Genomic DNA, 6,523 nt, shown 5'->3' with positions numbered 1-6,523 from the left:
GCTAGCAACCCTGTTCCGGCGAACTGTGCTGGCAGAACCGATGACTCTGCACAGGCAGCTCGCGGAGGCCGGGATGCGGTATCGTGCGACGGTCACGGTTCGCGGAACGCGCGCCCGTTGCAGGAAGGACGAGCCACGGAGTCCGGCAGCGTACGGAGCATCGACGCCCGGTGCCGACCGGACCGCCAGGAGCCGGCCGCTTCAGTTCGCCTGGCCGGCCCGCACCCGATACGCACCGTCCGGAGCCCGATCGAAGACCTCGGAAATACCGGCATGGCGCAGGGCCTCGCCGGACGTGTCGGGCACGAGGTTCTGCTCGGACACGTAGGCGATGTATTCGCTGTCCGCGTTCTCGGCGAGCAGGTGGTAGAACGGCTGGTCCTTGCGCGGCCGCACCTCCTCCGGAATCGCCTGCCACCATTCCTCGGTGTTGGCGAATTCCGGGTCGACGTCGAACACGACGCCGCGGAACGGGTAGATCCGGTGACGGACCACCGATCCGAGATTGAACTTGGCCGTTCTGATCAGGTCTTCGGGCATCGCAGCATCGGGCATGGCCGCTCAATAAGCCGACGCCCCTCCCATGTCACCCGATCCTGCCCTGCGACAGGATCACGACAGCTTGTAGACTTTCGCCAGTTCGGGGTCCTTGTCGGCCACGAGCCGGGCGAGGTCGACGATGACCTTGGCCTGCTTCCATGTGGCGTCGTCCTGCATCTTGCCGTCGAGCATGACCGCGCCGGTACCGTCCGGCATCGCCGCGACGATGCGCGCGGCGAAGTTCACCTCGTCGGGATCCGGCGCGAACACCCTCTTGGCGATGGCGACCTGATTCGGGTGCAGCGTCCAGGCGCCGGCGCAGCCCATCAGAAAGGCGTTGCGGAACTGGACCTCGCAGGCGGCCGAATCCGAGAAGTCGCCGAACGGGCCGTAGAACGCCTTGATGCCGTTGGCCGAGCAGGCGTCGACCATGCGGGCGATGGTGTAGTGCCAGAGATCCTGCTGGGCGGAGGCGCGGGCCTCTTCGCCCTTGGCATCGGAGATGACACGGTATTCCGGGTGGCCGCCGCCGACGCGGGTGGTCTTCATGCCGCGCGACGCCGCGAGATCGGCCGGGCCGAGGCTCATGCCGTGCATGCGGGGTGAGGCGGAGGCGATGGCGTCGACGTTGGCGACGCCTTCGGCCGTCTCCAGGATCGCGTGGACCAGGATCGGCTTCTGGACCTTGTGGCGGGCCTCGAGCTGCGACAGCAGCTGGTCGATGTAGTGGATGTCCCACGGCCCCTCGACCTTCGGCACCATCACCACGTCGACCTTCGAGCCGATCTCGGACACGACCTCGAACAGGTCGTCGAGAATCCAGGGCGAGTTCAGGGCGTTGATGCGGGTCCAGAGGCCGGTGCCGGTCTTGGCGAAGTCGATCTCCTTGCCCATGGCGATGAAGCCCTTGCGCGCGGCTTCCTTCTGGTCGGCCGGCACAGCGTCTTCCAGATTGCCGAGCACCACGTCGACCGTCGCGGCCAGATCGCCGACCTTCGCGCGAACCTTCTCGTTGTGCGGCGGCACGAAGTGGATCATGCGCTCGAGCTTCACCGGAAGCTCGCGGAACGGCTCCGGGGCGCCTGCGGCGAGCGGTTGGAAGAAGCGGCGCGGTAGTTTCATGGGGTCACGGGCTCCGGATGCGGCCGTCTCGGCAAGGGTTCTGGCCGTCCGGTTAGAGCATGATGCGGGAAAGTGGAATCCGGTTTCCCCAAAACATCCTGCGGCGGCACATTGCCGTGCAGGCGCCGCTTCCGTGTGGAGCCTACGGTCGCCGTCCCGGTCGTCGATCCGGGGATGGGCGAGGGGCCGGATCGTGCACCGCAGCAATCGGCGGCATTCCGCAATTTGGAACGTGAGGAGACTAGGCAAGACCTCGATTTGGTCGTTATCTTCCGCAGCCCGTCGGTCGATCGGATGTAAACTGGTTAATCGAAATCATGCGCTCGTCCACGGACTGCTCGATGAGGTGCGAAGGCGGCGAGATATCAGATTCTCTCTGTTTTCGCCGGTTCTTCCAAGTTTTCGATCCGGCGGCCCACGTCTCTGAAGATTGTATTGACATTGCTACGCACGCGCGACGTGCCATCATGACCCCGATACGGATGGCCGCGCAAAGCACTGTGTCGTTCGGCACACGGGCATCCGGCCCGGCCGGAACAGGCCGACGCCTCCCGTGTTCCTGGGTCGAGGCGGCCTCGGACAGGAATTGGCCATCATGATCGCATCGCGCGGACGGTTCATACTCACCGGCACCGTGGCGCTCGCCCTCGCGACGGCGGCGCCGGCAGCCCTCGCCAAGCCCCTCCCGCATGCAGCGGGCAGGCACGCCGCCGACAAGAAGCCGGCCGCGCAGCAGGAGCGCGTCGACTTCACCGCCGCTGAAGCGGCCAGCGCCTGGCCCGAAGGCCTGCCGGGCCGGCTCCGCATCGGCGGCGACGACACGCAGGCTTTTCAGGCCCTGATCGACGGGGCGGGCGCCGCGGGCGATCCCTGGCTCGTCCTGTCGGGCGGCGGCGAGAACGGCGCCTTCGCCGCCGGCCTGCTCGCGGGCTGGTCGCAGGCCGGCGACCGTCCGGCCTTCGGCGTCGTCACCGGGGTGTCGACGGGTGCGCTGATCGCACCCTTCGCCTTCGTCGGCCCGGCGGCCGACCCGGCGCTCAAGGCGAACTACACCGAGATCACCGCGGCCGACGTGTTCGAGCTCGGCGGTAATCCAACCGCTGCGCTCACCGACAACTGGCCGCTCAAGGACCGCATCGACAAGTCGGTCACGCCCGACCTGCTCAAGGCGGTCGCCGCCGAGCACGCCAAGGGCCGTCGTCTCCTGATCAGTACGACCCAGGTCGACGCGGAGCGCTCGACGGTCTGGGACATGGGCGCGATCGCGAGCCTCGCCGCTGGCAAGGATGCCGGCCGCTACGGCGATAAGCCGCTGAAGCTGTTTCGCGAGATCGTGCTCGCCTCCACCGCGATCCCCGGCGTGTTTCCGCCGGTGATGATCGATGCTCTGGGGGAGGACGGCAAGAGGTTCCAGGAGATGCACGACGACGGCGGCGCCATGGCGCCGTTCTATCTCGCGCCCGCACCGGCCCTCGTCGGCCGCACCTCCGGCATCCGCTTGCCGACCCACACGGTCTATCTCGTCGTGAACAACCGGCTGACGCCCGAATTCGGCATCGCGCCGCGTACGATCCTCGGCGTACTCGGCCGCTCGATGTCGGCAGCGATCAAGGCGCAGACCCGCGGCGCCATCGCCCTGGCGCAGGTGTTCGCGCAGCGCTCGGGGCTCGACCTGCACGTCGCCGAGATCGACGGCCGCTTCACCAAGGTCTCGCCGGCCCCCTTCGACCCGGCCTACATGAAGGCCCTCTACCAGCACGGCGAAGGCCTCGGCCGCGCCGGCACGGCGTTCGCCGCGGGCCAAGCCGAACCGCCGGAGGCAAATACGGCCAAGACGGTGAAGGGTGCCACGGCTCAGCCGACGGACGGGCTGGGGGAGTCGGCGGCCCGCTGATCCTGCGATCCGAGCTCAGCGCCCCCGCATCAGGCTCGGCGCCCCGAAGCGCGGCAGCACGCCCTCGCGCATGACGATCTTTCGCAAGGGGGCGAGCGTGCTCATGGCGATCAGGCCGAGGCCGCGCAGGGCGTCGACCGGCACGAGGTCGGCGAGGAGCGAGCGGTTGAGGAGATCGACGGCCGTCCCGCGCAGGCGCGCGTCGGCACCGCGGCTGCGGCCGAACCCGGCGAGTGCCGCCCGCGATCCCGGATCGCGTCCGGTCTCGCGGGCGGCCACGACGGCATCGCGTAGCGACGCGGCATCGCGCAGGCCGAGGTTGAGGCCCTGCGCGCCGATCGGCGGAAACACGTGGGCGGCCTCGCCGATCAGCGCCAGTCGCAGGGCCACGGGCGAGGACACCGAAAGCCCCCGCATCGGCACCAAACCCCGCGGACCGTCGATCCGCATGGCGCCGAGCATCGCCTGGGCCTGACGTTCGACGGCGGCGGCGAGCGCCGGGTCGTCGAGGGCCGAGAGCCGTCGGGCCGGCCCCTCGCCGGCCACCCAGACGAGGCTCGAGCGATGGCCGCCGGCCAGCGGCACCAGGGTGAATGGTCCCGCCCGGGTGTGGAACTCCGTCGAGACGTCGCGGTGCGGGCGCTCATGGGCGAGGATCGTGGTGATCGCCGCCTGCGGATAGGTCCAGTCCCGGACCGCGAGACCCGACGCGGCTCTGAGCGGCGACCGGGCGCCATCCGCTCCGACGATCAGGCGCGTCTCGACCGTGCGGCCGTCCTGCAGAGTAACGACGGCCCTGTCCTCGTCGCGCCGGCTCTCGGCCGCATCGCTCTCGAACAGAGTCAGGTTCGGCACCGTCCTGGCGCGTGCGCGCAGGCTCTCGACCAGGCGGGCGCTCTCGACGTTCCAGCCGAACGCGTCGAGCCCGATCTCCGTGGCGACGAAGCGGGCAGGGGGCGGACGAAACAGGCTGCCGGTGTCGTCGATGAGATGGAGTTCGGCCAGCGGAGCCGCGTGCGGAGCGATGGTCGTCCAGGCGCCAAGCGCATCGAGGAAGCGCACGGACCCGTCGAGCAGCGCCACCGTACGCCCGTCGGCCACGGGGGCATGCCGTCCCACCAGAGCGGTGGCGATACCCTCTCCTGCCAGGGCCAGAGCCGCGGCGAGCCCGGCCGCCCCCGCGCCAACGACCGCCGCCTCGAACCGAACCATGCCCGACATTGCAACCCCGAGGGGATTTATCGACACGCCCGTTCAGCGCGCCTCTGATCGAAGCTTACAGAGGCGGTGACGCGGTCGGGTCAAGACCGTGCGTCGCCGACGGGCCTCACGCAGATCCCGCGAAGCTCGGATGAAACCAAACGCCGCCGCCCGCATTACCCCCGGCGTTCGGTCATCAGGCGGTGCAGGGAGCGTCCCTTGAAGAACTCTTCCATGACGACCGCCGATCCTGTGGACCGCAGCTTCGGCTCGTCGTTCGATCCCTTGCTCAGCGGCGTCGCCCAGGGACTCGCTACGCTGTTTCCGCCGATCGAGAATACCCGCCGTCCCGCATCCGAGGACGAGGCCGGACATTCGCACGAGGTTGAGGACGAGCGTCCGGACGAGTAGCAACGGTCTGATGAAATCCCATTTGATCGAGCAGCATATCACGGCGATGACCGTGGCGAGCACCAACCTGTTGCGTCAAATGCACGACGAAGGCCTGCGCTACAGCCTCGACGTCCGGCCCGATGATACGGCGACGATGCATGTGAGCGTGCAAGGCCTGACCCCCGACATCGAGGGCCGCATCCGCCGCTGCCTGCTCGGCACCGGCATGACGATCGCGGTGGCCGAGGCCTGATCCTGTCGCTGCATCGACGGCGGCCCTATCTCGGCTTTCGAGACGAGCGTTGAGGAAGAGCGATATGCCCAAGGCGATCCGGATTCACGAATACGGCGGCCCGGAGGTGTTGGCCTACGAGGACGTGCCGACGCCGGAGCCCGGCCCCGGGCAGATCCGCGTCCGGCAGACGGCCATCGGCGTCAACTTCATCGACATCTACTTCCGCCAGGGCACCTACAAGGCGCCCGCGCTGCCGTTCACCCTCGGCAAGGAAGGCGCCGGCGAGGTCGCCGCCGTCGGCGAGGGCGTGACCGCCTTCAAGGTCGGCGAGCGCGTCGCGTATGCCGGCGCCACAGGCACCTATGCCGAAGAGGTCGTGGTCGACGCCGCCGGCACGGTCCACGTCCCGGAGGGCGTCAGCGACGAGACCGCAGCCGCCATGATGCTCAAGGGCCTCACCGCCCAGTACCTGCTGCGCCGGACCTACCGCGTGCAGAAGGGCGACACGATCCTGTTCCACGCTGCCGCCGGCGGCGTCGGGCTCATCGCCACGCAATGGGCCAAGCATCTCGGCGCCACCGTGATCGGCACGGTCGGCTCGCCCGAGAAGGCCGAACTCGCCAAGCAGCATGGCTGTGATCATGTGATCCTGTACCGCGACGAGGACTTCGCCGCCCGCGTCCGCGAGATCACCAAGGGGGAGGGCGTGCCGGTCGTCTATGACGGCGTCGGCAAGGCGACCTTCCCGGCCTCCCTCGATGCCCTGCGGCCCTTCGGCACCTTCGCGAGCTTCGGCTCGTCGTCCGGCGCCATCGACGCCTTCGACATCGGCATCCTGGCCCAGAAGGGCTCGCTCTACGCGACCCGCCCGACGCTGTTCACGCACATCGCCACCCGCGAATTGCTCGACGCCAACGCCGCCGAGCTGTTCGAGGTGGTGAAGAGCGGGGCGGTGACGATCCCGATCCACGCACGTGCCAAACTCGCCGATGCGGCGCAGGTGCATCGCGATCTCGCGGGGCGGGCCACCACCGGGTCTACGGTGATGATCCCGTGATCCAGGGATCACCGGAAACCGGGATTCCGGCTCTGCCCGGACCCGGCGAACGACTTGTTCCTTCGCGATCCCCGGTCTTGCC

At 68.8% G+C, this 6,523-nt stretch carries 7 protein-coding genes; 4 read left to right on the top strand and 3 right to left on the bottom strand.

Annotated features, from left to right (window positions below):
• Positions 1 to 201: 201 nt before the first annotated feature.
• Together hspQ and MHA02_RS17995 are read right to left on the bottom strand one after the other, a co-directional pair.
• Positions 202 to 555, bottom strand: coding sequence for a heat shock protein HspQ (gene hspQ, locus MHA02_RS18000; RefSeq protein WP_373318339.1), 354 nt, complete (start codon positions 553 to 555; stop codon positions 202 to 204).
• A gap of 57 nt (positions 556 to 612) precedes the next feature.
• Entirely contained in the window at positions 613 to 1,662 is a 1,050-nt protein-coding gene (locus MHA02_RS17995; protein WP_147081248.1) for an HpcH/HpaI aldolase/citrate lyase family protein, read from the bottom strand.
• 595 nt (positions 1,663 to 2,257) lie between these two features.
• Between MHA02_RS17995 and MHA02_RS17990 the strand changes: the two genes are divergently transcribed.
• On the top strand, positions 2,258 to 3,556 hold the full coding sequence (locus tag MHA02_RS17990) for a patatin-like phospholipase family protein (RefSeq protein WP_147081246.1): 1,299 nt from the start codon (positions 2,258 to 2,260) through the stop codon (positions 3,554 to 3,556).
• Between the two features lie 15 nt (positions 3,557 to 3,571).
• On the opposite strand, the gene MHA02_RS17985 is transcribed toward MHA02_RS17990, so the two are convergent.
• Complete coding sequence (locus tag MHA02_RS17985; protein WP_147081244.1) at positions 3,572 to 4,777, bottom strand: FAD-dependent monooxygenase; 1,206 nt, start codon at positions 4,775 to 4,777, stop codon at positions 3,572 to 3,574.
• 213 nt (positions 4,778 to 4,990) lie between these two features.
• On the opposite strand from MHA02_RS17985, the gene MHA02_RS17980 reads away from it, so the two are divergent.
• The 3 genes from MHA02_RS17980 to MHA02_RS17970 all read left to right on the top strand — a co-directional run bounded on the left by MHA02_RS17980 (position 4,991) and on the right by MHA02_RS17970 (position 6,441).
• Positions 4,991 to 5,167: a hypothetical protein gene (locus MHA02_RS17980; RefSeq protein ID WP_210245088.1), complete on the top strand. Its 177-nt coding sequence runs from the start codon at positions 4,991 to 4,993 to the stop codon at positions 5,165 to 5,167.
• Positions 5,168 to 5,177: 10 nt separating this feature from the next.
• Positions 5,178 to 5,402, top strand: a complete 225-nt coding sequence (locus tag MHA02_RS17975; RefSeq protein WP_238180198.1) for a hypothetical protein — start codon at positions 5,178 to 5,180, stop codon at positions 5,400 to 5,402.
• 64 nt (positions 5,403 to 5,466) lie between these two features.
• Positions 5,467 to 6,441 (top strand): quinone oxidoreductase family protein, encoded by a 975-nt coding sequence (locus MHA02_RS17970; protein ID WP_147081241.1) that lies wholly within the window; start codon positions 5,467 to 5,469, stop codon positions 6,439 to 6,441.
• The last annotated feature ends 82 nt before the right edge of the window (positions 6,442 to 6,523 follow it).

The sequence above is a fragment of the Methylobacterium haplocladii genome, from assembly GCF_007992175.1.
GTDB classification, from domain to species: Bacteria; Pseudomonadota; Alphaproteobacteria; order Rhizobiales; family Beijerinckiaceae; genus Methylobacterium; species Methylobacterium haplocladii.
The sequence above is the reverse complement of the archived record's forward strand: the minus strand, read 5'-3'. Positions and strand labels throughout refer to the sequence as shown.

Coding starts and splice junctions, on each gene's coding strand:
- hspQ (WP_373318339.1), bottom strand. CDS start 555: ATGCCCGATGCTGCGATGCCCGAAGACCTGATCAGAACGGCCAAGTTC.
- MHA02_RS17995 (WP_147081248.1), bottom strand. CDS start 1,662: ATGAAACTACCGCGCCGCTTCTTCCAACCGCTCGCCGCAGGCGCCCCG.
- MHA02_RS17990 (WP_147081246.1), top strand. CDS start 2,258: ATGATCGCATCGCGCGGACGGTTCATACTCACCGGCACCGTGGCGCTC.
- MHA02_RS17985 (WP_147081244.1), bottom strand. CDS start 4,777: ATGTCGGGCATGGTTCGGTTCGAGGCGGCGGTCGTTGGCGCGGGGGCG.
- MHA02_RS17980 (WP_210245088.1), top strand. CDS start 4,991: ATGACGACCGCCGATCCTGTGGACCGCAGCTTCGGCTCGTCGTTCGAT.
- MHA02_RS17975 (WP_238180198.1), top strand. CDS start 5,178: ATGAAATCCCATTTGATCGAGCAGCATATCACGGCGATGACCGTGGCG.
- MHA02_RS17970 (WP_147081241.1), top strand. CDS start 5,467: ATGCCCAAGGCGATCCGGATTCACGAATACGGCGGCCCGGAGGTGTTG.